Here is a 22,349-nt window from a genome sequence, read left to right on the forward strand (position 1 = left end):
AGCTCAGCCCGGCCTGAGCATCGAGTGGGAAATCGCGAAGATGCGCTCAGTGCCAAGCATATAGGCCATCAGCGTTTCGCGGCGGAACAGCCCGGCATAGGCGCGGTCAAGGAGATTGAGCGAACCGGTGTAGGCGCCGAAGGCCGGCATGATCATGCGGCCGCCATCGCCGGCAAAGCAGCGCCGCCGCACCGAACGGCCTTGCTGGACGATGCGGGCGCAAGGATGCAGATGGCCTGATATCTCGCCCTCCACCCTTACCGCCGAAGGCTCGTGCCGGAAGAGCAGAGAGCCGATGGCCAGCTCGCGCACGGTGTCGCCCGGCAGGTCGGCCGGTGCTTTCGGGTCATGATTGCCGGCGACCCAGAACCAGTCGCGCCCAACCATCAGCCCTTCCAGCCTTTCGCGAAAGCTTGCGTGCATGCGCGCGGCGCCGCCGCCATCGTGAAAACTGTCGCCCAGGCTGATGACTATCGCAGGCTGATAATCGGCAATCACCGTCTGCAGCCGGAGCAGCGTGGCGCCGGTATCGTAAGGCGGAACCAGCGTGCCGCGCCTGGCCAGTGAGGAGCCTTTTTCCAGATGCAGGTCGGATACGGCCAGAAGCCGGAATTCGGGAAAATAGAGCACGCCGCGGCGGTCGCAGATCGCGCGTTCGCCAGCGATACGGACGGCGCCCGTATCCGCCAGAGTCGCAGCCATTGCCAGCGCCACAGTCATTTCGTCCCCATGGCCTCCTCGACCAGCGTGGCTGCATCCATCAGCAGCGTCTCATCGGCCTCGCCGTGCACCGGCATCTTGCCGATCTCAAGCATGATCGGCACGGCGAGCGGCGATATCTGCTCGAGATTCTTATGCATGATTCGACCCTGGACGCGCGAGAGCATCTCGGCAAGTCTGCTGACATCCAGCAGACCGGTCGCGGCATCGGCCCGCGTCGCCTGCAAAAGGATGTGGTCGGGCTCATGGCTGCGCAGCACGTCGTAGATGAGGTCGGTCGACACGGTCACCTGGCGGCCGCTCTTCTCCTGGCCCGGGTGGCGTTTCTCGATCAATCCCGAGATCAGCGCGCAATTGCGAAAGGTGCGCTTCAACAGCCAGCTGCCGGCGAGCCAGGCTTCGAGGTCGTCGCCCAGCATATCTTGATCGAAGAGCGCAGCCAGCGACGGTTTCTTCGCCCTGAACATGTGACCCATATCGGCCAGCGACCATATGGCAAGCGCATAATCGGTGGCGACGAAGCCGAGCGGCCTGGCTCCCGCCCTGTCGAGGCGGCGGGTCAGCAGCATGCCCAGCGTCTGGTGCGCCAGCCTGCCCTCGAACGGATAGGCCACCAGGTAGTAGCGGTTGCCGCGCGGAAAGGTCTCGATCAGCAGATCGTCGCGTTTCGGCAGCACCGACTTGTCGGCCTGGAAACGTAGCCAGTCGGCGACCTGCTCCGGCAGCTTCTTCCAGCGCTGCGGATCGTCCAGCATGGCGCGCACCTGTTCGGCTAGGTACGTCGAAAGTGGGAATTTGCCGCCGCCATAGTACGGCACCTTGGCGTCGCTGCCCGGCGCGTTCGAGACGAAGCACTCACTCTCGCGGATGCCCTCGAAGCGCAGCACCTTGCCGGCGAACATGAAGGTGTCGCCGTGCGTCAGCGTTTCGAGGAACGCCTCCTCGATCTTGCCAAGAACCCGACCGCCACGCGAAGCCGCGCCTCTGCTGCCGGCCTGGACGTAGCGCACGTTGAGCGCCGGCACTTCAATGATGGTGCCGACATTCAGCCGGTATTGCTGAGCGACGCGAGGATTGGACACCCGCCACAGCCCGTCCTTGTTGAGACGAATACGGGCGTAGCGTTCGTAGTTCTTCAGCGCATAGCCGCCGGTGGCGACGAAATCGATGACGCGATCGAATGTCGGCCGGTCGAGATCGGCATAGGGTGCTGCCGTTCGCACTTCCTCGAACAGCGCATCGGCCTGGAACGGCGCACCGCAGGCGCAGCCCAGCACGTGCTGCGCCAGCACGTCGAGCCCGCCATTGACCAGCGGCGGCGTATCCTGGGCGCCCAGATAATTGGCGTCGAGCGCCGCCCTGCATTCCAGCACCTCGAAGCGATTGGCCGGGATCAGGATCGCCTTCGACGGCTCGTCCATACGGTGGTTGGCCCGACCGATGCGCTGTGCCAGCCGGCTGGCACCTTTCGGCGCGCCGACATGGACGACCAGGTCGACGTCGCCCCAGTCGATGCCGAGGTCGAGCGTCGAGGTGGCGACGATGGCACGCAAGGCGTTCTCGCCCATCGCTTTCTCGACGCGCCGGCGCTGGGCGACGTCGAGCGAGCCATGGTGTAGCGCGATCGGCAAGGTGTCCTCGTTGACCCGCCACAACTCTTGGAACAGCAGCTCCGCCTGGCTGCGCGTGTTGACGAACAGCAGGGTTGTCTTGTGGCGCTTGATCTCGTTGTAGATCTCCGGCGTTGCGTAGCGGGCCGAATGTCCCGCCCACGGCACGCGCTCCTCCGAATCGAGAATGGAGATCTCGGGCTTGGCGCCGCCAATGACGACGATCAGTTCGGCCATCGGCCCCGGTGGATTCTGGCTGACCAGCCAGCGCCGCAATTCGTCGGGCTCGGCGACCGTCGCCGACAGGCCGATCATCTGCAGGGCGGGCACAAACGAGCGCAGCCGGGCCAGGCCAAGCGACAGGAGGTGCCCACGCTTCGAGGTCACCAGCGAATGCAGTTCGTCGAGTACGACATAGCGCAGGTCCTCGAAGAAGCGCCTGGCGTCGGCCGCGGCAATCAGCAGCGCCAATTGCTCGGGCGTGGTCAGCAGAATGTCGGGCGGCGCCAGCTTCTGCCGCTGGCGCTTGTGTGCGGGCGTATCGCCGGTGCGCGTCTCGACAGTAACCGGCAGCCCGATCTCTTCGACGGGTTTGCCGAGATTGCGCTCGATGTCGACGGCCAGCGCCTTCAACGGCGAGATGTACAGCGTGTGGATGCCGCGATGCGCCTGCCCTGGCCTTCTCCTTGGCCGGCCGGCCAGTTCGGTCAGCGATGGCAAGAACCCGGCCAGCGTCTTGCCGGCGCCGGTCGGGGCGATCAGCAATACCGACTGCCCGCCCTGAGCCTTGGCCAGCAATTCGATCTGATGGGCGCGCGGCGACCAGCCTTTTTCCGCAAACCATTTGACGAATGGCTCGGGCAGGACGACGGCGGCTTTCTGTTCGGCAAGGCGCAGCTGCTCTGTCACGCGTCAGAGGTAGCGCGGCGGCGCGCGATCGCCAAGCAGAATCAGAACAAAAGGTGATCGATTCGCGTTACGGCCGGCGAAACCCCGTCGGACCGCCATAGAGATAGCCGATACGGGCGATCGCTTCGCTCAGTCCTTCACGCGATACCAGCATGGTGTGGCCATTGGCGTGGATTATCGTCTCGGCGTCGGTCATGATAGCGACGTGGCCTTTCCAGAACACCAGGTCGCCGCGCTGAAGCCCGGAAAAGTCCGGCCCCGGAACGAGCGGCTCGCCGATGGTTGCCGCCTGCATGTCGGAATCGCGCAGCACCTGCCTGCCGGCCATGCCCATCGCCAATTGCACGAGACCGGAACAGTCGATGCCGAAGCCCGAGGCGCCGCCCCGCAAATAAGGCGTGCCGAGAAAGCTCTCGGCAACAGCAACGTAGTCGGCGGCCGCCTCGGCGACAGGCCTGAGATGACCCGAGATGACCGCTTGACCGGACGGCAACAGCGCATAATGCGTGCCGCGTGTTTCGGCTGAGCCCGTCACCGTCACCAATGATCCCATCGACAATTGCCCGCTCACCGGAAAGCGCAAGTCGGGTCCTGGATAGAGAAAGGTGCGCGGCACCGAAACGATATGGGTCGGCGCATGGTCCCGAGCGCCCAACGCCGTGTCGGCGACATAGCCGACATAGCCGTCGCATTCGCCCTGGATCCAGGCCCAGCCTTCTGCGTCCTCGAAGACGAGAATGTCATCGCCGAACAGAAGCTGTGTGTTGACACCGGCATTCGGCCGTGGCGCCTTGCGGATGTCGGCCACGGAAGCGGTGATGCGAGCCGGCCGGCCGGCGACGAACCGGTCGGCGGCGACCTCGCCTCTCAGCCTGGCATCGGCGAGATCGGAGCGGAAGGCATGGAGGCGGGCATCCCTGGCGGTCAAATCGGCAACTCGTTCAAATGGACAATTTGGTCAAATCGGCAGCTCTTGGGCTCTGGCAATGATAACATCGCCGAAGCGTTCGACAAAGAGCGCACCTTCGACTGTGCGCCTGACCAGCACGTTGCGCTTGTCGAGCTCGTCGCGGTGGCGCGACACCAACTTCAGCGCCCCCATCGTGTCGAGCGCACGGGTGATCACCGGCTTGGTGACATTGAGGCGGGCAGCCAGACCGCGCACCGTGTGCGGCGGCGGATCGAGATAGATGGTGAACAGGATCGCCGTCTGGCGCATGGTGAGATCGGGTGCGTCGTCGCGCACCTGCGACAGCACCACCTGCTGCCACAGTCGCAAGGCCTGACTTGGACGCATGATAATCGACATCCGTCCAGCATGACGGAAAATTGTTTCGGTTCCGTTTCAGTCAACACCTTCGTCGGCTATGCCGAGACATCATCCGCCGAAGCGGTTCGAAATGACACGCTCCAGCGCCCGGATGCCTTGCGCCTCGCCGCCGGCAAGGCCGTGCGGGCGGTCCGACGGGTTCCAGGCGAAGATGTCGAAATGCGCCCAGCTGGCGGTCTTTTGGACGAAGCGCTTCAGGAATAGCGCCGCGGTGATCGAGCCGGCGAGACCATCCGACGTGACGTTGTTGATATCGGCAATTTTCGACGCCAGCTTGGCGTCATAGGGCTTCCACAACGGCATGCGCCATAGCGGATCCTCGACCGCAACGGAGGCGTCCGCCAGCTCGGATGCAAGCGCCTCGTCACCGGTGTAGAAGGGCGGCAGGTCGGGGCCGAGCGCAACACGGGCAGCGCCTGTCAGTGTTGCCATATCGACCAGCATCTGCGGCTCCTCGTCGTCGGCCAAGGCTAAGGCGTCGGCGAGGACCAGCCGCCCTTCAGCGTCGGTGTTGCCGATTTCGACGGTGATGCCTTTGCGGCTCACCAGCACATCGCCTGGACGGAAGGCGTTGCCGGCTATCGAATTCTCGACAGCGGGGATGAGCACGCGCAGCCGGACCTTCAGCCTGGCGGCCATGATCATGGAAGCGAGGCCCAGCACGTTGGCAGCGCCGCCCATGTCCTTCTTCATCAAAAGCATGCCCGAGGACGGCTTGATGTCGAGGCCGCCTGTGTCGAAGCAGACGCCCTTGCCGACCAGCGTTATCTTGGGGGCATTCTTCGGCCCCCAAATCATGTCGATCAGGCGCGGCGCGTCGGCCGAAGCGCGACCGACGGCATGAATCATCGGAAAGTTGGCGGCGAGAAGATCGTCGCCCTTGGTCACCGATATTTCAGCCTTGTGCGTCGCGGCCAAGGTCCGGGCGGCATTCTCCAGCTGGCCGGGACCCATATCGCTGGTCGGCGTGTTGACCAGGTCGCGTGCCAGGAAAACGCCATCGGCGATGCGTCTGACGCGAGCGGCGTCGGCGCCGGACGGCAGCGCGAAGCGAAGCGTCCTGCCGGGCTTCTTGCCATAGCGGGTGAAGACATAGCCGCCGAGTGCCAGCGCGAGTGCCGTAAGCTCCGGCTTGGCCGGTGCGGACGCAAGACGCCACTCGCCTTCGGGCAAGGCTCTCGCCAGTGCCCCGACGGCCATTGCACCCTCGTCGTCGCCGGTGCCGAACAGGGCTCCGGCAATCGCACCGTTGTCGCCAGGCACAACCAGCGTCCTGCCGGCCTCGCCGGAAAAGCCGTTGGCCTTGGCCCAGGCGACTGAGGATGGCTCAAGGCCCGCCGCCGCCTGCGCATCCTTCGCCACCAAATGGACCGGCAGCGCATTGCTCAATTTTTTCTCGACGAGTTCAACAGGCATTCGCTGGTCTCCGGCTTCTGAGTCGGCATTTCTTAACTCTCCGTTAGGGTTAACAGAATATTTCTGCGGGAGGGAAGATGACCACGCAAATGGTCACGCGCATGAACGGAGCCCTGGTGCCGATGCCGACCGACCGCAGGATGAACGCCAGCGCAAATAGGCTGATCACCACGGCGTTGATGATGGTGCTTGCCGCAAGCGTCGCTGGCTGCGGAACCAGCAAATTGACGACTGGCTCGATTTCTCGCCCAAGCGGCAAGCCGCTGGAAACAATGTCGGCGGGCGAACTGCACAACGCCACGATGGCGCTCGGGCAGTCCTACTCGAAAAGCCCCAACGACAAGCGGATCGCGACAAACTATGCCGCGGCGCTGCAGATGGACGGTGACGCCGACCAGTCGCTTGCGGTGATGCGCAAGCTGGCGATTGCCTTGCCGAAGGACCGCGACGTGCTCGCCGCCTATGGCAAGGCGCTTGCCGCCAACGGACAGTTCGAGCCAGCTCTCGATGCCGTGCGCCGCGCGCAGACGCCCGAATATCCTGACTGGAAACTTGTATCGGCGGAAGCTGCCATTCTCGACCAGCTCGGCCAAAAGGACGAGGCGCGTCAAGACTATCGCAAGGCGCTGGACCTCAAGCCGAACGAACCGTCGATCCTTTCCAATCTCGGCATGTCGTACGTGCTGGAAGGCGATTTGCGCACGGCCGAAACCTATATGCGCTCGGCCGCCCAGCAGCCGAATGCCGACAGTCGCGTCCGCCAGAACCTAGCGCTGGTCGCCGGTCTGCAAGGACGTTTCGACGAGGCCGAGAAGATCGCCTCACAAGAGCTGTCGCCGGAACAGGCGCAGGCCAACGTCGCTTACCTTCGCCAGATGCTGGCGCAGCAGAATGCCTGGAGCCAGCTCAAGGAGCAGGACAAGGCAAAGCCTGCCACCAACTGACCGCTTCGAGCGCCGAACCGGCGCGAGAATTCCGCAACATGTCAAACGCAAGGAACCGCGCGACACCGGCAGCGCGGCTTTGAATCGTAGCAGCGTTTGTGGCGACGCCGCTTGGGCTACTGGCTGCTCGATTTCGGCTGGTCGCCAAAGATGCCGCGCTGACTCACCTGGATGCCGGCGGGACCCAGAATGATGGCGAACAGCACCGGCAGGAAGAACAGGATCATCGGCACGGTAAGCTTCGGCGGCAGCGCGGCCGCCTTCTTCTCGGCGGCATTCATGCGCATGTCGCGGCTCTCAGCGGCAAGCACGCGCAGCGCATGCGCCACGGGCGTACCGTAGCGCTCGGCCTGAACCAACGCCTGGGACACCGACCTGACGGATTCGAGGCCAGTGCGGCTTGCAAGGTTCTCGTACGCCTGCTTGCGCTCCTGCAGATAGGAAAGTTCGGCATTGGTCAGGATGAATTCTTCCGCCAATGCCACCGATTGCGCGCCGATCTCATCGGCGACCTTGCGAAGCGCTGCTTCCACCGACATGCCGGACTCGACGCATATCAGCAACAGGTCGAGCGCGTCCGGCCACGCCATCTGAATCGACTGCTTGCGCTTGGTCGCACGGTTGTTGACGTAGAGCACCGGCGCGTAGAACCCGGCATAGGCAACCACGATGCAGACGAACAGCTTCACGAAAAGCGGCTGCTCGGGCAGTCCTCCAAGCACGAACAGATATATGGCCGCCAATGCAAAGCCGATGAAGGGCAGGACGAGGCGGAAAAAAAGGAAGCGCGTCAGCGGATTTTGGCCGCGAAAACCCGCCACTTTCAATTTCTGCAAGGTACCTTCGTCCGCCAGCGCACGCCTGAGATCCAGGCGATCGACAATATTGCGCATGCCGACCGACTGCTCTTCGCGCAGGCCCTTGCGGCGGCGGTCGGCTTCGACTGCCAGCCGCGCGCGCTGTTTGGCGCGCAGCTCATCGCGCTCCAGCGCCACGGATTTCATGCGCGCCTTGAGCTGGTTCCCGCCAAAGGCGGGCAGCAGCGTGAAGACCGTCGCAAACACCGCGATGCCGACCAGCAGTGCGATCAGCAGGGACGGGTCGGTGAGAGTTCTGATGACGTGATCGGTCATACGCGCGAATCCTAGACTTCGAAGTTCATCATCTTGCGCATTACCAGGATACCCATCGACATCCAGACGCCGGAACAACCGAGGATCAGATGGCCGGTGCTGGTGGTAAAGAGGGGCATGATGTAGTTCGGGCTCGTCAGATAGACGAGAAAGGCGACGACGAAAGGCAGCGCGCCGATGATCACGGCGGATGCCTTGGCTTCCATAGACAACGCCTGGACCTTGGCCTTCATTTTCTTGCGGTCGCGAAGCACGCGCGAAAGATTGCCCAGCGCTTCGGAAAGATTGCCGCCAGCCTGAGACTGGATCTGGATGACGATGCCGAAGAAGCTCGCCTCGGTGCACGGCATCGTTTCGGGCATGCGCATGGCCGCGTCGGGGATCGACAAACCCATTTGCTGCGAATCGACGATGCGGCGGAACTCGGTCTTGACCGGCTCGGGGGATTCATTGGCGATCAGGCGCACGGCGTCGTTCAGCGGCAGGCCAGATTTTACTGCACGCACGATGATGTCGAGCGCGTTCGGAAATTCGTTGAGAAACGCCTTGACGCGGCGTGCGCGGCGAAACGAGACGAACCAGCGCGGCAGACCCAAGACACCGACCAGCAGCGCAGCCGGCAAGACCAGCAGCGGTGCGCCGATGAAATAGACCAAAGCCGTCAAGACGACGCCGCAGACCGCCGAATAGACATAGAAGCGCTCAATCGAGACCTTCATGCCGGCCTGGCGGATTTGGATCTTCAGCGGTGGTTTCTTGACCAGGCTCTGGTTGGACTTTTGCTTTTGGTCGAGATCCTTCAGCGAATCCTGGACGGATTTGCGACGCTTGGCCGCTTCCGCCACGCGATCGCGCGAAGCCTTGACGACGGAACGATCCGTCTCGGCGGTCTTGATCGATTCAAGCCGCTTGCCGACCTGCTTCTCGGTGCTGATCCGATTGAACAGGAAAGCATAGGCCACTGCGCCGGCGCTGAAGCCGGCGAGCACGACGAATGCCAATACGGTGCTGTCAATCCCGAACATCGACCCTGGCCCCCACGCTTCCAGACGGATCAGTCAGCGCGTTTCTCCATCGCCTCGAGTGCAACGGCTAGGCGCTGCTCCTCGCCATAGTAGCGGGCGCGCTCCCAGAAATGCGGACGGCCGATGCCGGTCGACACGTGCTCGCCCAGCAACCTGCCGTTCGCATCCTCGCCCTTGATGTTATAGAGAACGATGTCCTGGGTGATGATGACGTCGCCTTCCATGCCGATCACCTCGGTGATGTGGGTGATGCGCCGCGATCCGTCGCGCAGGCGTGCAGCCTGTATGATCACGTCGACGGAGCCGACGACAATTTCGCGTACGGTTTTTTGCGGCAGCGTGTAGCCGCCCATGGCGATCATTGACTCTATACGGTTGAGGCATTCGCGCGGGCTATTCGAGTGGATCGTTCCCATCGAGCCGTCATGGCCGGTGTTCATCGCCTGCAACAGGTCGAACACTTCGGGTCCACGCACCTCGCCGACGATGATGCGCTCGGGCCGCATGCGCAGACAGTTCTTGACCAGGTCGCGCATGGTCACTTCGCCCTCACCTTCAAGGTTGGGCGGACGTGTTTCGAGACGCACCACATGTGGCTGCTGCAATTGCAGCTCAGCCGAGTCCTCGCACGTAATAACGCGTTCCTCGCGGTCGATATAGTTGGTCAGGCAATTGAGCAGCGTCGTCTTGCCGGAGCCGGTACCGCCCGAAATGACAATGTTGCAACGGACGCGGCCGATGATCTTGAGAATCTCGGCGCCTTGCGGCGAAATCGAGCCGAACTTGACCAGTTGGTCGAGCGTCAGCTTGTCCTTCTTGAACTTGCGGATGGTAAGGGCGGTGCCGTCGATGGCCAGGGGCGGTGCGATGACGTTGACACGGGAGCCATCAGGAAGACGCGCATCGCAGATTGGGCTTGATTCATCGACGCGGCGGCCAACCTGGCTGACGATACGCTGGCAGATGTTGAGGAGCTGCTGGTTGTCGCGGAAACGGATGCCGGTCTGCTCGACCTTGCCGTTGACCTCGATGTAGACGTTCTTGGAGCCATTGACCATGATGTCGGCAATATCGTCGCGGGCAAGCAGTGGCTCCAGCGGCCCGTAGCCCAAGACGTCGTTGCAGATATCCTCGAGAAGCTCTTCCTGCTCGGCGATGGACATCGCGAAGTTCTTGATCGCGATGATGTCGTTGACGATGTCGCGGATTTCCTCGCGCGCGCTTTCGGGATCGAGCTTGGCGAGCTGCGACAGATCGATCGTGTCGATGAGTGCGGAGAAGACCTGGCTTTTGGTGTCGTAATAGCTCTCGCTGCGCTCACGCTGAATCCTTTTCGGCTCCGGCGCCAATGGCGGCGGCTCGACCGCACGGCGAACCGCCGGCCCTGCAGGCGCGCCGGATGGCGGCAGCGCCCCGGGCCTGGCAGCTACCGCCGCTTCCACAGGGTTCGCGGCCGCCGGCGCGGCAGGTGCGGGTGCTGGCTGACGGAATTCCGGGATGGTCCGGTTGCCGTCGTCGCTGCCTCTTTTACCAAACATGATCGCTTACCAATTCCACCGCTGCGGCATCACTTCTTGTTGCGCGAAAGCTTGCCGAGCAGGTTGCCGAGGCCAGCCTTTTTCTTCACCTTGATTTCGCTGCGCCCCGTCAGCACATGGGCAATCTCGTTGATCGTGGCGACGACGGGGCTCTTGGCATCCATCTCACCGAGCATACGTCCGTTGTTGGCGGCATTTCCGAACAAAAGCGGCTCGAACGGGATGACCGACATCGGCGAAAGGCCGAGCGATTCGGAGAAATCGGACGGCGTAATCTCGGGACGTTTCGGCACACCGGCCTGGTTGATCACAAGCTTTGGCGCAGGATCGTTTGGACGAAGCCGCTTCAGCATGTCGACCAGGTTCTTTGTGTTTCGCAGATTGGCCAGTTCGGGCGTCGCCGTGATAACGATCTCGTCGGCCTTGACCAGCGTGTTCTTGGTCCAGCCGGCCCACACATGGGGGACATCGAGCACGAGGAGCGGCGCGCTACGCTGGGCTATGTCGATAAGCTGGGTGAAGGCGTCGGGCTCGAAATCGTAGACCCGCTCCAGGGTCGAAGGTGCCGCAAGCAGCGACAGGTGCTCGGCGCATTGGGCGAGCAGCCGGTCGAGATAGACCTCGTCGACGCGTTCCGGCGAGAAGACCGCCTCGGCAATGCCCTGCGCCGGGTCCTGGTCGAAATTGATGTTGGCCGTTCCGAAGGCGAGGTCGAGATCGGCGACAACCACTTCGGACTTGAAAAGGGACGACATGGCCCAAGCCACATTATGGGCTATTGTCGAGGAGCCGACGCCGCCCTTGGCGCCGATGAAGGCAATCGAGCGGCCGATCGGCTCAGCTTCCGGATCAACGAAGATCGAGGACACCACGCTGACGATGTCGGCCATCGATACCGGGGCGATGACATATTCGGAAATGCCCGAACGGATGAGTTCGCGATACAGGCCGACATCGTTGTAATGGCCGACAACCACCACCTTGGAGGTCGGATCGCAGTGCTCGGAGAGCTGGGCGAGTTGTTCCAGCAACAGCTTCGGCTCGCTGCGCGATTCAAGCAGGATCAGGTTCGGTGTCGGCGCAGACTGGTAGAATTCGATAGCGGTGGGGATGCCCCCCATATGCACCTTCAGATGGGCCTTGGCCATACGGCGATCCTCGCCAGCGCGCTCGACCGGATTGGCTACGCCTTCGGTCTCGCAGAACGCCTGGATCGAAATGCGCGGGATCGGCCGCAACGCCTGCATCGCGGCAATATCCTGCTCCGAGGTTTCGCCGCCTGCTACCTCTGTGTCATAGGCAAGATTGCTCATTGTCATCTCTTTCAGTGACTTGCGCGGCTTAGGTCTGTTGAGCCTCAACACTCGTTAATATTCGACTTCCGAATTGCCGAGGAGTTCGTCCGAAATTCCTCTGTCGCGATAGACGTCGATCACCGCGCTCCGATTTGCCGCGTCGATGGGAGTCTGTTTGCGCGGCCCGATCAGATCGGCCGGATTGGCCATCTGGGCGGCAAGGTTGTTTTGGTACGAACAGCCGAAATCGGCATAATGCTTGTTTTCCGAAGTCTCCAGAAGGTCTTCCGGCCAGCGCCCGCATTTGTCCGTCTGAGCCTTCACCGAGACGTAGGCGACACGGACCGGGGCGGACGCTTCGGCCGAAACGGATTGATAGGACCGCACGGCGATCCGCTTCCGGCTGATGCCGCTGGCTATGGCAAGCCTGGCGAAATCGCGGCCGGCCGCGGCCGCTGCGATTTCGTTAGCCGAGCCGCTCGGGACCTCAATCGTCAGCACCGGAGCCGCGCTCCTGTCGTATCCGTCCAGAAAGCCCAGGAGCGTGTCGCGCTGGAATCTGGTCATGCCACGGTCGCCGGCGCCGACCGGAAGGTCGATCTTCTGGATCTTCTCGGCGATGACGATCGGATGGGTGGTGCGATAGTCGTCCGGTATGGCACCGACCGTGACGCTGTCGCGATTGGCGCAGCCGGCCAGTGATGCCGCCATCACGACCGCCATGATGGGAACGGCGGGCCGCCAGATTCGCAAATGGACCGACCGCATCGCGGTGATCGCCTTTGTCTTCGATGCTGACTGAGACATGTCCGCTTCCCCGCTTACTTGTAGATGAAGCCGACAACGCCGTGATAACGGCCGTTGGGCTTGTCGGTCTGCATGGTGCCGTAGACGCGGTTGACGCGTCCAAGGAACATGGCGGCCCCGTCGCTGGCGGCGTTGAAATTGTCGTCAGGCTTGGCAAGGTCGTTGCGCGCCACCGGCTTCACCAGATAGGGCGTGATGATGATGACGAGCTCGGTCTCGTTGCGAACGAAATCCCTGCTGCGGAAGAGCGCGCCGAGCACTGGAATCTTTGTCAGGCCAGGCAAGCCGTTGACGGCTTGCCTGACATCGTCGCGGACGAGCCCGGCAATCATCATCGAGCCGCCCGAAGGCAGTTCCACCGTCGTGTCGGCCAAGCGTTTGCGAAGCGACAAGGCGTTCATGCCAAGGCTTTTTACGCCTTCGGAATAAGATACTGACCCTTCCGTTGTCGGCTCGGAGACCGACGTCCTGACTTTCAGGCTGATGCGGCCGGGAGACAGCACCACCGGCTGAAATTCCAGGCCAATACCATATTCGATCTTCTCGACTGAATAGGTTTTCAGACCTGTCTGGTTATCGTTGGAGACGGCTTCGGAAACGCCGGTCACCATGTTATATTCACCGCCGACCTTGAAGGTCGCCTTCTCGCCGGATACGGCCGTCAATGTTGGCTCGGCGAGAGTCTTCATGACGCCGGACTGTTCCATGGCGTTGATATAGGCCTGCAGCGTCGAGCTGCTGATAGAGAGGCCCGAGTTCGACAGCGACTTGCCTAAACCGGTGAAATTGTCGCTTAACGCGCTCCAGCTGATGCCGTTGCTGCTGCCGCTGCCGATCATGTTGACGCCGAGCTGCTTCATCACCGAGCGGCTGACTTCGGCAACCGTCACCTTGAGCGTCACCTGGTCGTCGCCGATAATCTGCAGCAGGTTGACGATCTTGCTGACGCGGCGCTCGGTGTCCGGATTGTTGATGTCGACGCCGGCATCGGCGGAGCCGCCGGCAGCGGTCTGCGAATATTGACCCGTGGTCGCTTCGCCGCCTGAGACGAAGATCTCCGCCAGGTCTTGCGCACGCTTGGCGTCCAGCGGAGTGTCAACGGTTCCGGTCAGAACGACATTGTCGTTCAGCAACTCGACCTTGATCTCCGATGACGGGATGAAGCGCTTGATATAGTCCTCCAGCCCGGCAACATCGCGTTCGACCGCCAGATCAAGGCTGACGATCTGTTCGCCATTCGGGCCAAAGACGAAGATGTTGGTCTCGCCGACCGCCTTTCCGAATAGATAGATGCGCCTGGCGGTGCGGGTCACCGCATCGGCTACCGCGGGGTTGGCAACGAGAATATCGTAGGCATCGCTCGGCAGGTCGATGACCACCGATTTGTTAAGCCCGAGCTTCACTCGCTGGGTGGCCGTCGAGGCTGTGACCCTGGCATTGTTCGCCGCATGGGCATCGAGAGTGCCATACGCATTCGTTCCAAGGAGAAACAGGCCGATCGCCGCAGCCAAGGTGACCGGCAGTTTGGTTTTTAGCTTCATTTCCTCGCCCCCACTTCGGAAACTTCGCCCGACTTGATCAACCGCACCGTTCCGCGCCGACCATTGCCGGAAACCAGGTAGTCGGCCTCCCCCACATTCTTGTCCTGGCTGTCCTTGATTGAGCGCAGTGCCAATGTCAGGCGATCCGCCATCTGCTGAGCGACGGTGATGATCTCGGACTGCTGCGGCGTCAGTTCCAGGGTGGCGGTCTGGCCGACCCTGGTCTTCTTGCCTTCCTCATCCTCCTGAATGGTCTGGTCGATCGCCAGGACGCGAATGTTCTTGAGGATAGTCTCGGTCGTGAAGCCCGGACTACCGCCATTGGCGGTATCGGCTCTGCGGGTCATGATGACGTCGACGAAATCGTTGGGAAGAATAAAGCCACCGGCCGAAGTGTCGGCCGAGATGCTTGTGGCGACAGCCCGCATGCCGGAGGGCAGGATCGACGACATGAAGCTTTGCCCCTCACCGATCAACTTCGAGCGCCGCAACGGCTCGCCGGCATACAGCGCCACGCGCGCGACGCCGCCCTTCAGCTTATCCAGCGCTTCAGGCTCGGCGGCGCGGGTGATGAAATTTGCGTTGATGCCGGCGGACGGCCATGACTCCCAGGAAATGTTGTTCTCTAGCGGACTGCCCATCGGAACATCGCCGGAAAGGACAAGCACGTCCTGCAGCGCGATCGCCGGCGCTTGGGGGCCGGAATCGACAACCGGAGGCGGCGGAGGCGCGACCATGTTCTTCGCGACATAGCCTGCACCTCCGGCCGCGGCTATCGCCACGCCTAGAATAATCAATCGGGATGCTGGCATCTGTCCGAACCTCGCCCTTGGCAAACCACCTGGCCAAGCCGGACTTTGCAGCGGCAATCGTCAAAACAAGGTTAATGTTATACTTACGATCGTGATTAATTTAACGTTTACATAAATTAGAGCGACCAAGCGCGGCCCGAAGGAAAGACGTCGCCAACTCGCCAGGCCCGGCGCAAACGGAGTAACGCAAATCAGCCCGCCAGCCTGGCGAGAGCCCAGGCCATTAACGGCGAGTCCGGATAGGTAAGCAGACCGCCAATGCCAAGCGCAATGCCGTACGGAACACCGGTCGCGTCATCGGCGAAATGGCGCAGGAACGGATTGTGGCTTGTGACGGCGGCAAGCAGCGATTTTCGATAGGCGAGAATGGCAAGCGTCAGCAAGCCGCCTATGAATGTCGAGGCGACGAGATATTCGATGAGATGGACATTCAGTCCCATCCACATGGCAGTGGCGGCCAGGAGCTTCGCGTCGCCGCCGCCCATGCCGCCAAGCGCGAACAGGCCGAACGTCACCGCGAGAACCAAGCCGGCGGCGGCGAAATGCCAGCCATAGGTGGCCCAATCCATGCCGGTCAAAGGCGCTACCAAGGCGAAGACAACCACAAGCAGCACAGGCACGCGATTGGCGATCGTCATCGACAGCATGTCGGAGATCGCGGCAAAAAGCATGCAGAACGGAAAGACGACGAAGATCACGGCTTCAAGCATGGACGAACGCCTGTGGTCAAATTGTACCTGGCCTAACCTAGGCACATTCTATTAACGACTGATGAGACTTCAAAGTGTTTTGTTACTATAATGTAACAGGGGCCGCAACGGAGCGGCCCCTGTTCTTGAAAAGTGACTGGCCGCGTAGCTTAATTGACGCCGTTGACCTTGCTGGCGATCTTGTCGAACTTGGCGTTCAGCGCGTTGCCGAGCGAGCCGGCGCCAACCATGATGGCGAGCGCGATGAGGGCGGCGATCAGACCGTATTCGATAGCGGTCGCGCCGGATTCGTCCTTCACAAAACGTGCGATGAGGTTAGACATTCGAGCTCCTACTCCAATTGTTACAGCACTTCCGTCAACTTCTCTTGATGGCTGATCGGATGCTGCGAATGTAAGCGGAAGCTGTTTCGATCGGCTTAATAAACAGGCTTACCGATTCCTTTCCCGCTTCGATGACATTGCGTAGTTAACCCAGGACTAAAATACCGGCCACTGGGTCCACAGGCTAACAAAGGGCGCAAAAGGCGCAATTCGGCAAAGAGGTTTGAGCCGTGCCTGCTAGCCCAATGCCGGTTCCGGCTTAATCCTGAACTCCAGCCGCTTAACGGTTGGTTCACCAATCTCGTTCATGTTCTGTTGAACAGTTTGTTGCCGGGGAGCGCCTCAATGGCCGGGCCGAGATCGTCATTTCCAATTGCCGTGGTTCTTGCCGCAGCGGCTTTCGCCGTTCCAGCCAAGGCAGGCGCCGGCATCGAGGTCACGATGAACCAGGCAAAGATCGTCAAATTGTCGCGCGCCGCCGATACGATTGTCGTCGGCAATCCGGCGATCGCTGACGCCTCCGTGCAGGACGCATCGACGATCGTACTGACCGGCAAGGGATTTGGCGTCACCAATCTTGTCGTCCTCGATCAGGAGGGCAACCCGATCGTCGATGAGCAAATAACGGTCGTGCGCCAGGCAGCGTCGTCGGTGCGCATCTATCGGCGTGCCGAAGTACAGACCATGTCCTGCGCGCCATATTGCGAAAGCTCGTACAAGAGCGATGCCGAGAAGGCCTCTGAGGCCGAGATGAGCGCCGGGCATTAGCTAGCCGACTTCTCCACCTTTGCGGGAACGCTTCGGTTATTGCCTGGTTAAGGCCTTTCCGCCGAATTTAACGGTCATTCCAACCGGACTTCAATCGGTTCCGACTAATGGTGGGATCCGATGCAGAACTGGAATCGGCGGGTAGAGGACATGAGCAAGGCAGGACGAGCAGGTTTTCCCGGAAGGTTTTTGGGCGACCGACGCGGAAGCACGGCGATCGAATTCGCCATGCTTGCAATTCCATTCGCGCTTCTTGTCTTCGCCATCCTGGAGAGCTGTATTTCATTTGCCGCACAAGAAGTGATGGCAAACGCCACAGACGACATCGCGCGCCAACTGCGTACCGGCCAATTAAGACCGGCCGATGTGTCCGGGACCAAGCTGCGGGATATGATCTGCACCAAGTTGGAGATCATGGTCGCCAAGACCTGTCCCGGATTGCTGGTGGATTTGCGCGAATATCCGACCTTCGCCGATGCGGCGCTGGCCGGTTTCAAGATCCAGGATGGCGACGTCGTGTTGACCAAGGGCACGAGCACACAGACCTTCACCGTCGCACCAGGCCTGGCAGAGTCGAGAAACATGCTGCGGGTTTTTTACAAATGGCCGGTGATGACCGACTTCATGGCCAAGTCGATGGCCAATCTGAAGGACGGCAAAACGCTGCATTTCGCTTCGATCACTTGGCAGAACGAGCCGTTCGACAACTGAACCACCTAGTCGCTTGAAAAGGGCAAAGCCATGATTCGTGCGGGGGCACAGCTGGGCATCGCAGAGATTTGTACAAGAGCAGTCCGGCTTTGCTCGGACCGCCGCGGTATTGCGGCTGTCGAGTTTGCCCTCATCGTGCCTGTCCTGTTGATCATGTACTTTATGACCATGGAAGCCTCGCAAGCCATCGAGACCAGCAAGAAGGTCAGCCGCATCGGCAGCATGGTAGCGGACCTTGTCACGCAGCAGCAGACCATCAAGGCGGCCGATCTCGATGCCATCATCGCGATCGGCAGTTCCACGCTTCAGCCCTATAATCGTTCGAAACCGAAGATCATCATTACGGCGATACAGGTCACGGACGAGACGACGCCGAAAGTCTTGGTCGTGTGGTCGCGCAAAGTAGTCGATGGTGTCTCTAGCGTCGACGCCATCAAGGATTCCGCCACAACGGTCCCGAGCGCGCTCAAGATCAAAGGCACTTTCCTCATTCGGGTCGAAAGCGATCTCGCCTACAAGCCAATCATCACCTGGTCGGCGGATGGCCAAAGCCGGTTCGGGTTGAGCTCGGCCTTCAATTCGATATCGATGGCGGAAACTTATTATCTACGGCCGCGAAGGAGCCCGACCATTCCGTGCAGCGATTGCTGACGCCTGAAGCCCGCTAACCGGGCTGTAGCTATTGCGTGCGGCCGCGGGCCGAGACCAGGTGCACGATGGCCGCAGCCAGCACATAATCCCTCGGACCGGCAACGGCGAACCCGCCGGAGTGTCTCGGCTCCAGAAGATCGTAAATGTCCGGCGCGGCTGATCTGAGATTGGTGAGAAAGACGGTGAGCCGGCGCTTGGCTTCGGGGTCCAGATCGCTGCGGACGGCGTGCGGACCATACCTCAGCAGGCCTGAGGTCCATACGACCTGAAGCGACGATTTCGAGAGCCCTGCGGCCTCGAGCCTCGCCACCGTGCCGCCAGGAGGATTTGGCCGTCCCTCTGCCACAGCCGGGATCCAGCCGAATATGGCATCGGCCTCGCCCTCGACCAGCATTGCTTCAGCTGCGGCAGCCGAATTGGCGTGGGTCAAAAACGGCGCATCTTCCGCCACGTTGACCCCGTCTGCAGCCAGCCCGGCAAGCGGCAACAAAGCACCACCGACGCTGTCGAAAGGCGCCATGACGACCCGATGGACTGCCATGGCCATCAGATCGGGAACCCTCCCGTCGCGCGTCAGCAGTACGGAGCGGATGCCGATGGCGCCGCCGGAATCGAGCGGCGCCGCGAGAGGTTCGACACATCCGCACCGTTCGGAGGCGGCGGCGTAGGCGGTTGCCGAATAGATTGCATATTCGATCCGCGCATTGGCCTGCGCCTCGATCAACGACGTATAGTCGCGGGCAACGACAAACTCCACCTTCATGCCGAGCGCTTTGGTATAGGCGTCGGTCAGCAGCGCCAGACCTGGAACGGTGTTGCCGGCGCCAGGCTCGGCGACGATACCGATACGGAACGTTCCGATATCATCGCGCCAATCGGCACGCGCCAGGTTCGCGCAAGATGCATCCAGCAGCAAGGCCAGTACGGCAGCGAATGCTTTCAGGGCAGGCCTCATGCGAGCTCCATGCCGCGCATTTCGATCGGCAGATCGACCATGCCGCGATTCGTTTCTCCCGGACCAGCACGCCAAGCCGTGCCGTTCGGGTTTCCGAATTGCCAACGGCAGCGCGGAACCCTATGTCTGAGTCAACACCCAGGCAATGATGAACCTTTGATGGCACGCGCCTCCCTTTTTGTCCTTGACTCCTTCGGCATCGGCGGCGCGGCCGACGCCGAACGCTATGGCGACACTGGCTCCAACACGTTCGCACACATCGCGCAGGCCTGCGCGGAAGGCCGCGCCGATCGCGGAGGCCTGCGTGGCGGACCGCTTCTTGTACCAAACATGCTATCGCTCGGCCTCGGCCATGCCGCGGCAACGGCGACGGGTTTCAGGTTCGAGAATGGCGGCAGCGTCGAGTTTGCCGCCGCCTTTCACGGCGCGGCACAGGAGGTTTCGAGCGGCAAGGACACGCCATCGGGCCATTGGGAAATAGCCGGCCTGCCGGTCCGTTTCGACTGGGGTTACTTCCCCGACACGATTCCCGCCTTTCCAGCCGAGTTGACCGAAGCAATGGTGCGTGAAGGGAAGGTGCCCGGCATTCTCGGCAATTGTCATGCCCCCGGCACCGAGATCATCGAACGGTTCGGCGAAGACCATATCCGCACCGGCAAGCCGATTTGCTACACCTCGGTCGACTCCGTCCTGCAGATCGCCGCGCATGAGGTTCATTTCGGCCTGGAACGGCTTTACGACTTCTGCAAGATAGTGCGCGGGCTGGTCGATCCGCTGAATATCGGGCGCGTCATCGCACGACCGTTTATCGGTGAAACCGCCGCCACGTTCGCGCGAACGCATAATCGTCGCGACTATGCCGTACCGCCGCCGGAACCGACGCTGCTCGACCGGCTGACGGCGCGCGGCAGCCGGGTTATCGCAATCGGCAAGATCGGCGACATCTTCGCCCATCGGGGGATCTCGGAAGTCCGCAAGGCTGCCGGCAACATGGCGATGTTCGACAAAGCGCTTGGCGCCATGGAAGATGCCCGCGACGGCGACTTCGTCTTCGCGAACTTTGTCGACTTTGATACCGAGTTCGGACATCGGCGCGACGTCGCGGGGTATGCCGCCGCACTCGAAGCTTTCGACCGGCGCCTGCCGGAGGCATTCGCGCGGCTGAGGCCAGGCGATCTGCTCATTTTGACCGCCGATCACGGCAACGATCCGACGTGGCGCGGCACCGACCACACACGCGAGCGTATTCCGGTTATCGGCACACGGCCGGGTTTCAAAGGCGCGGACATTGGACTGAGGACGACATTTGCCGACATCGGCGAAACCGTGGCCGAACATCTCGGGCTGGCGCCCGGCCCATACGGCACCTCCTTCCATGCCACGATAAGCGGCCATGCCTGAGCTGCCGGAGGTCGAGACAGTCAGGCGCGGTCTGCAGCCGGTCCTTGAAGGTGCCCGCATCGTCGGTGTCGAGGCACGCCGGCCCGATTTGCGGTTTCCATTCCCCGAGAGATTTTCGGAGCGGCTGACCGGCAAGACGATTGCAGCGCTCGGCCGCCGCGCCAAATATCTGACGATGCACCTGGACAACGGCCCGGTGCTGATCTGCCATCTCGGCATGTCGGGTTCGTTTCGCGTCGAAACGGCCGACGAGAGTGCAACACCCGGCGCGTTCCACTATGAACGTTCGAAAAACACCGCTCACGATCACGTCGTCTTCGACATCACATCACCTGCCGGCGTCCGCTCTCGCGTGATCTTCAACGACCCGCGCCGCTTCGGGTTCATGCTGTTTTCGGAAGACGAGCCAGACATGCATCCGATGCTGGCGGGATTAGGTGTCGAGCCTACAGGCAATGCACTGGACGGCGCTCTGCTCGCTTCGCTGCTGAAAGGTCGCAAGTCACCGCTGAAGGCGGCACTTCTCGACCAACGGCTGATCGCCGGGCTAGGCAATATCTACGTCTCGGAAGCGCTTTGGCGGGCCGGCCTGTCACCGCTGCGCAAAGCGGGCACGCTCGCGAGAGCCGGCAAGAAAGCCAGAGAACAGAGCGAACGCCTGGCCGAAGCAATCCGCTCGGTCGTCGCCGACGCGATCGCCGCCGGCGGCTCGTCGTTGCGCGATTATATGCAGACCGATGGATCGCTGGGCTACTTCCAGCATTCCTTCGCGGTTTATGATCGCGAGGGCGAGGCCTGCTCCAAGCCTGGTTGTGGCGGACACATCGAGCGTATCGTGCAAAGCGGTCGCTCAACGTTCCACTGCCGGACCTGTCAGGCTTGAAACACAAGCGAGGAGGAGCAAGCATGGGCTATGAAACCATCATCGTCGAGACCCGCGGCAAGGTCGGGCTGATTACGCTGAACCGGCCGCAAGCGCTCAATGCGCTGAATTCACAAGTGCTGGCGGAACTGGTTGCGTCGGTGAACAGCATGGGCGCAAATGCCGACATCGGCGCTATGGTCATCACTGGTTCGGAAAAGGCTTTCGCCGCAGGTGCCGATATCAAGGAAATGCAGTCGATCTCCTATGTGGATGCCTATCTGCAGGATTTCTTCGTCGGCTGGGAAGAATTTACGCGGGCACGAAAGCCGATCATCGCGGCGGTGGCGGGCTACGCTCTGGGCGGCGGCTGCGAACTGGCGATGATGTGCGATTTCATCATCGCCGCCGATACCGCCAAGTTTGGCCAACCCGAGATCACGCTGGGTGTCATGCCCGGCATGGGCGGATCGCAGCGCCTGACCCGCTTCGTCGGCAAGTCGAAGGCGATGGATATGTGCCTGACGGGGCGAATGATGGACGCAGCCGAGGCCGAGCGTTCCGGCCTGGTCTCGCGCGTCGTGCCAGCCGGCGAGTTGATCGAGGAAGCGCTTAAGGCAGCGGCCAAGATCGCCGGTTTTTCCTTGCCATCGGTGATGATGGCGAAGGAGGCCGTCAACCGCGCCTATGAGACGACGCTCACCGAGGGCCTGCGGTTCGAGCGCCGGCTGTTTCATTCGCTGTTTGCGCTGGACGACCAGAAGGAAGGCATGGCGGCCTTCACCGGCAAGCGGAAGCCGAATTTCACGAACCGATGAGATGACGAAGGCACCGGCCAAAAAGAACGCGCCGCAGCGTTGACGCGCCGGAAAAGCTGAACTATAAGCC

22 protein-coding genes are annotated in these 22,349 nt (G+C 61.7%); 7 read left to right on the top strand and 15 right to left on the bottom strand.

Annotated features, from left to right (window positions below; translation table 11 throughout):
* Positions 1-3 precede the first annotated feature (3 nt).
* The 5 genes from pdeM to NKH71_RS14860 form a co-directional block, all read right to left on the bottom strand.
* On the bottom strand, positions 4-702 hold the full coding sequence (pdeM, locus tag NKH71_RS14840; protein WP_502900371.1) for a ligase-associated DNA damage response endonuclease PdeM: 699 nt from the start codon (positions 700-702) through the stop codon (positions 4-6).
* 14 nt (positions 703-716) lie between these two features.
* Positions 717-3,239 (bottom strand): ligase-associated DNA damage response DEXH box helicase, encoded by a 2,523-nt coding sequence (locus tag NKH71_RS14845; protein WP_023719524.1) that lies wholly within the window; start codon positions 3,237-3,239, stop codon positions 717-719.
* A gap of 67 nt (positions 3,240-3,306) precedes the next feature.
* A complete protein-coding gene (locus NKH71_RS14850) occupies positions 3,307-4,167 on the bottom strand; it encodes a C40 family peptidase (RefSeq protein ID WP_352895143.1) in 861 nt (286 codons plus the stop codon).
* A gap of 30 nt (positions 4,168-4,197) precedes the next feature.
* On the bottom strand, positions 4,198-4,548 hold the full coding sequence (locus tag NKH71_RS14855; protein WP_023719526.1) for a MarR family winged helix-turn-helix transcriptional regulator: 351 nt from the start codon (positions 4,546-4,548) through the stop codon (positions 4,198-4,200).
* A 69-nt stretch (positions 4,549-4,617) separates the two neighbouring features.
* Positions 4,618-5,985 carry a leucyl aminopeptidase family protein gene (locus tag NKH71_RS14860; RefSeq protein WP_023719527.1) on the bottom strand — a complete coding sequence of 456 codons (1,368 nt, stop codon included), beginning with the start codon at positions 5,983-5,985 and terminating at the stop codon, positions 4,618-4,620.
* 122 nt (positions 5,986-6,107) lie between these two features.
* Here NKH71_RS14860 and NKH71_RS14865 point away from each other — a divergent pair, with 122 nt between their 5' ends.
* The gene (locus tag NKH71_RS14865) at positions 6,108-6,929 is read left to right on the top strand and encodes a tetratricopeptide repeat protein (protein WP_352895160.1); all 822 of its coding nucleotides are present in this window, start codon (positions 6,108-6,110) and stop codon (positions 6,927-6,929) included.
* A gap of 116 nt (positions 6,930-7,045) precedes the next feature.
* On the opposite strand, the gene NKH71_RS14870 is transcribed toward NKH71_RS14865, so the two are convergent.
* From NKH71_RS14870 to NKH71_RS14910, 9 genes are all read right to left on the bottom strand, one after another.
* Positions 7,046-8,062 carry a type II secretion system F family protein gene (locus tag NKH71_RS14870; protein ID WP_352483228.1) on the bottom strand — a complete coding sequence of 339 codons (1,017 nt, stop codon included), beginning with the start codon at positions 8,060-8,062 and terminating at the stop codon, positions 7,046-7,048.
* Positions 8,063-8,073: 11 nt separating this feature from the next.
* A complete protein-coding gene (locus NKH71_RS14875; protein WP_023719530.1) occupies positions 8,074-9,087 on the bottom strand; it encodes a type II secretion system F family protein in 1,014 nt (337 codons plus the stop codon).
* 29 nt (positions 9,088-9,116) lie between these two features.
* Positions 9,117-10,625, bottom strand: coding sequence for a TadA family conjugal transfer-associated ATPase (locus tag NKH71_RS14880; RefSeq protein ID WP_023719531.1), 1,509 nt, complete (start codon positions 10,623-10,625; stop codon positions 9,117-9,119).
* Positions 10,626-10,654: 29 nt separating this feature from the next.
* Entirely contained in the window at positions 10,655-11,938 is a 1,284-nt protein-coding gene (locus tag NKH71_RS14885) for a CpaE/TadZ family protein (protein ID WP_023719532.1), read from the bottom strand.
* Positions 11,939-11,992: 54 nt separating this feature from the next.
* Positions 11,993-12,727, bottom strand: coding sequence for a CpaD family pilus assembly protein (locus NKH71_RS14890; protein ID WP_023719533.1), 735 nt, complete (start codon positions 12,725-12,727; stop codon positions 11,993-11,995).
* Positions 12,728-12,741: 14 nt separating this feature from the next.
* On the bottom strand, positions 12,742-14,268 hold the full coding sequence (locus tag NKH71_RS14895; RefSeq protein WP_023719534.1) for a type II and III secretion system protein family protein: 1,527 nt from the start codon (positions 14,266-14,268) through the stop codon (positions 12,742-12,744).
* Positions 14,265-15,080, bottom strand: a complete 816-nt coding sequence (gene cpaB, locus NKH71_RS14900; protein ID WP_023719535.1) for a Flp pilus assembly protein CpaB — start codon at positions 15,078-15,080, stop codon at positions 14,265-14,267. Before cpaB ends, NKH71_RS14895 begins: the two co-directional genes overlap by 4 nt.
* Before the next feature lie 191 nt (positions 15,081-15,271).
* Positions 15,272-15,790, bottom strand: a complete 519-nt coding sequence (locus NKH71_RS14905; protein ID WP_023719536.1) for an A24 family peptidase — start codon at positions 15,788-15,790, stop codon at positions 15,272-15,274.
* Between the two features lie 149 nt (positions 15,791-15,939).
* Positions 15,940-16,113, bottom strand: a complete 174-nt coding sequence (locus NKH71_RS14910; RefSeq protein ID WP_023719537.1) for a Flp family type IVb pilin — start codon at positions 16,111-16,113, stop codon at positions 15,940-15,942.
* A 345-nt stretch (positions 16,114-16,458) separates the two neighbouring features.
* Between NKH71_RS14910 and NKH71_RS14915 the strand changes: the two genes are divergently transcribed.
* The 3 genes from NKH71_RS14915 (at position 16,459) to NKH71_RS14925 (ending at position 18,243) form a co-directional block, all read left to right on the top strand.
* Positions 16,459-16,881 carry a pilus assembly protein N-terminal domain-containing protein gene (locus tag NKH71_RS14915; RefSeq protein WP_023719538.1) on the top strand — a complete coding sequence of 141 codons (423 nt, stop codon included), beginning with the start codon at positions 16,459-16,461 and terminating at the stop codon, positions 16,879-16,881.
* Positions 16,882-17,031: 150 nt separating this feature from the next.
* Complete coding sequence (locus NKH71_RS14920) at positions 17,032-17,592, top strand: TadE/TadG family type IV pilus assembly protein (protein ID WP_031194173.1); 561 nt, start codon at positions 17,032-17,034, stop codon at positions 17,590-17,592.
* A gap of 30 nt (positions 17,593-17,622) precedes the next feature.
* Positions 17,623-18,243, top strand: coding sequence for a TadE/TadG family type IV pilus assembly protein (locus tag NKH71_RS14925; protein ID WP_023719540.1), 621 nt, complete (start codon positions 17,623-17,625; stop codon positions 18,241-18,243).
* Between the two features lie 28 nt (positions 18,244-18,271).
* On the opposite strand, the gene NKH71_RS14930 is transcribed toward NKH71_RS14925, so the two are convergent.
* Positions 18,272-19,198 carry a phosphate/phosphite/phosphonate ABC transporter substrate-binding protein gene (locus tag NKH71_RS14930; RefSeq protein WP_023719541.1) on the bottom strand — a complete coding sequence of 309 codons (927 nt, stop codon included), beginning with the start codon at positions 19,196-19,198 and terminating at the stop codon, positions 18,272-18,274.
* A 159-nt stretch (positions 19,199-19,357) separates the two neighbouring features.
* Here NKH71_RS14930 and NKH71_RS14935 point away from each other — a divergent pair, with 159 nt between their 5' ends.
* From NKH71_RS14935 to NKH71_RS14945, 3 genes are read left to right on the top strand one after another with little or no spacing between them, the layout of a single operon-like run.
* The gene (locus NKH71_RS14935; protein WP_352483230.1) at positions 19,358-20,599 is read left to right on the top strand and encodes a phosphopentomutase; all 1,242 of its coding nucleotides are present in this window, start codon (positions 19,358-19,360) and stop codon (positions 20,597-20,599) included.
* The gene (gene mutM / locus NKH71_RS14940) at positions 20,592-21,482 is read left to right on the top strand and encodes a bifunctional DNA-formamidopyrimidine glycosylase/DNA-(apurinic or apyrimidinic site) lyase (protein WP_023719543.1); all 891 of its coding nucleotides are present in this window, start codon (positions 20,592-20,594) and stop codon (positions 21,480-21,482) included. The genes NKH71_RS14935 and mutM overlap by 8 nt, the downstream gene beginning before the upstream one ends.
* A 23-nt stretch (positions 21,483-21,505) precedes the next feature.
* On the top strand, positions 21,506-22,279 hold the full coding sequence (locus NKH71_RS14945) for an enoyl-CoA hydratase (RefSeq protein WP_023719544.1): 774 nt from the start codon (positions 21,506-21,508) through the stop codon (positions 22,277-22,279).
* The last annotated feature ends 70 nt before the right edge of the window (positions 22,280-22,349 follow it).

Source organism: Mesorhizobium sp. M0983 (assembly GCF_040318975.1).
Lineage (GTDB): Bacteria > Pseudomonadota > Alphaproteobacteria > Rhizobiales > Rhizobiaceae > Mesorhizobium.

What these genes read in the sequence shown, in the direction of transcription:
- pdeM (WP_502900371.1), bottom strand. Translation starts at nt 702, where the DNA reads ATGGCTGCGACTCTGGCGGATACGGGCGCCGTCCGTATCGCTGGCGAA.
- NKH71_RS14855 (WP_023719526.1), bottom strand. Translation starts at nt 4,548, where the DNA reads ATGTCGATTATCATGCGTCCAAGTCAGGCCTTGCGACTGTGGCAGCAG.
- NKH71_RS14860 (WP_023719527.1), bottom strand. Translation starts at nt 5,985, where the DNA reads ATGCCTGTTGAACTCGTCGAGAAAAAATTGAGCAATGCGCTGCCGGTC.
- NKH71_RS14865 (WP_352895160.1), top strand. Translation starts at nt 6,108, where the DNA reads ATGCCGACCGACCGCAGGATGAACGCCAGCGCAAATAGGCTGATCACC.
- NKH71_RS14870 (WP_352483228.1), bottom strand. Translation starts at nt 8,062, where the DNA reads ATGACCGATCACGTCATCAGAACTCTCACCGACCCGTCCCTGCTGATC.
- NKH71_RS14875 (WP_023719530.1), bottom strand. Translation starts at nt 9,087, where the DNA reads ATGTTCGGGATTGACAGCACCGTATTGGCATTCGTCGTGCTCGCCGGC.
- NKH71_RS14880 (WP_023719531.1), bottom strand. Translation starts at nt 10,625, where the DNA reads ATGTTTGGTAAAAGAGGCAGCGACGACGGCAACCGGACCATCCCGGAA.
- NKH71_RS14885 (WP_023719532.1), bottom strand. Translation starts at nt 11,938, where the DNA reads ATGAGCAATCTTGCCTATGACACAGAGGTAGCAGGCGGCGAAACCTCG.
- NKH71_RS14890 (WP_023719533.1), bottom strand. Translation starts at nt 12,727, where the DNA reads ATGTCTCAGTCAGCATCGAAGACAAAGGCGATCACCGCGATGCGGTCG.
- NKH71_RS14895 (WP_023719534.1), bottom strand. Translation starts at nt 14,268, where the DNA reads ATGAAGCTAAAAACCAAACTGCCGGTCACCTTGGCTGCGGCGATCGGC.
- cpaB (WP_023719535.1), bottom strand. Translation starts at nt 15,080, where the DNA reads ATGCCAGCATCCCGATTGATTATTCTAGGCGTGGCGATAGCCGCGGCC.
- NKH71_RS14905 (WP_023719536.1), bottom strand. Translation starts at nt 15,790, where the DNA reads ATGCTTGAAGCCGTGATCTTCGTCGTCTTTCCGTTCTGCATGCTTTTT.
- NKH71_RS14910 (WP_023719537.1), bottom strand. Translation starts at nt 16,113, where the DNA reads ATGTCTAACCTCATCGCACGTTTTGTGAAGGACGAATCCGGCGCGACC.
- NKH71_RS14915 (WP_023719538.1), top strand. Translation starts at nt 16,459, where the DNA reads ATGGCCGGGCCGAGATCGTCATTTCCAATTGCCGTGGTTCTTGCCGCA.
- NKH71_RS14920 (WP_031194173.1), top strand. Translation starts at nt 17,032, where the DNA reads ATGAGCAAGGCAGGACGAGCAGGTTTTCCCGGAAGGTTTTTGGGCGAC.
- NKH71_RS14925 (WP_023719540.1), top strand. Translation starts at nt 17,623, where the DNA reads ATGATTCGTGCGGGGGCACAGCTGGGCATCGCAGAGATTTGTACAAGA.
- NKH71_RS14930 (WP_023719541.1), bottom strand. Translation starts at nt 19,198, where the DNA reads ATGAGGCCTGCCCTGAAAGCATTCGCTGCCGTACTGGCCTTGCTGCTG.
- NKH71_RS14935 (WP_352483230.1), top strand. Translation starts at nt 19,358, where the DNA reads ATGGCACGCGCCTCCCTTTTTGTCCTTGACTCCTTCGGCATCGGCGGC.
- mutM (WP_023719543.1), top strand. Translation starts at nt 20,592, where the DNA reads ATGCCTGAGCTGCCGGAGGTCGAGACAGTCAGGCGCGGTCTGCAGCCG.
- NKH71_RS14945 (WP_023719544.1), top strand. Translation starts at nt 21,506, where the DNA reads ATGGGCTATGAAACCATCATCGTCGAGACCCGCGGCAAGGTCGGGCTG.